The sequence below is a fragment of the Paraburkholderia sediminicola genome, assembly GCF_046026895.1.
GTDB lineage: Bacteria > Pseudomonadota > Gammaproteobacteria > Burkholderiales > Burkholderiaceae > Paraburkholderia > Paraburkholderia sediminicola_C.
Genome location: NZ_JAQQEU010000288.1, coordinates 1 through 464, shown reverse-complemented (window position 1 = coordinate 464; position 464 = coordinate 1). Strand labels below are relative to the sequence as shown.

Annotated in this window: 1 protein-coding gene; it reads right to left on the bottom strand. The window is 68.1% G+C overall.

The genetic code is table 11. The annotated features are described in order from the left end of the window. Positions 1–464: autotransporter-associated beta strand repeat-containing protein (locus PQR02_RS40805; RefSeq protein WP_408243451.1), on the bottom strand; the 464-nt coding region annotated here is incomplete at both ends.

The window sequence follows — 464 nt, the reverse complement described above, 5'->3', positions numbered from 1 at the left end:
GTGTAGCCTGCCGCATTGAAGGCGCCGCTCTGGCTGAACTGCAGCGTGCCGGTATCGACGGAGACTGCGCCCTCGCCCGAACCCGCCGCGCTCAGGGTCGCGACGCCAGCCCCGCTCTTGGTCAGGCTGCCCGTACCGGACAGCGTGTTGGCCAGCGTATCGTTGCTGGCAAAGTCCAGCTGCAGGGCAGCGCTGTTACCGATCCCGCCGGTGCCCAGTGCGCTGCCGTTCGTGGCTACCAGCGTGCCGGCGCTGAGCGTCGTGCCGCCGGTATAGGTGTTCACGCCGCTCAGGGTCAGCGCGCCGGTGCCGGTCTTGGTCAGATTACCCGCGCCGCTGATCGTGCCGGAGAAGGTGGTATTCGTCGCACTGTTGCTCGCTGTGAGCACCGTCGTGGCGAGCGAGCCCAGGTTGATCGCGCCCGCGCCCGACAGGCTGTTCGCGGTCTGCGCAAAGTCGTTCAG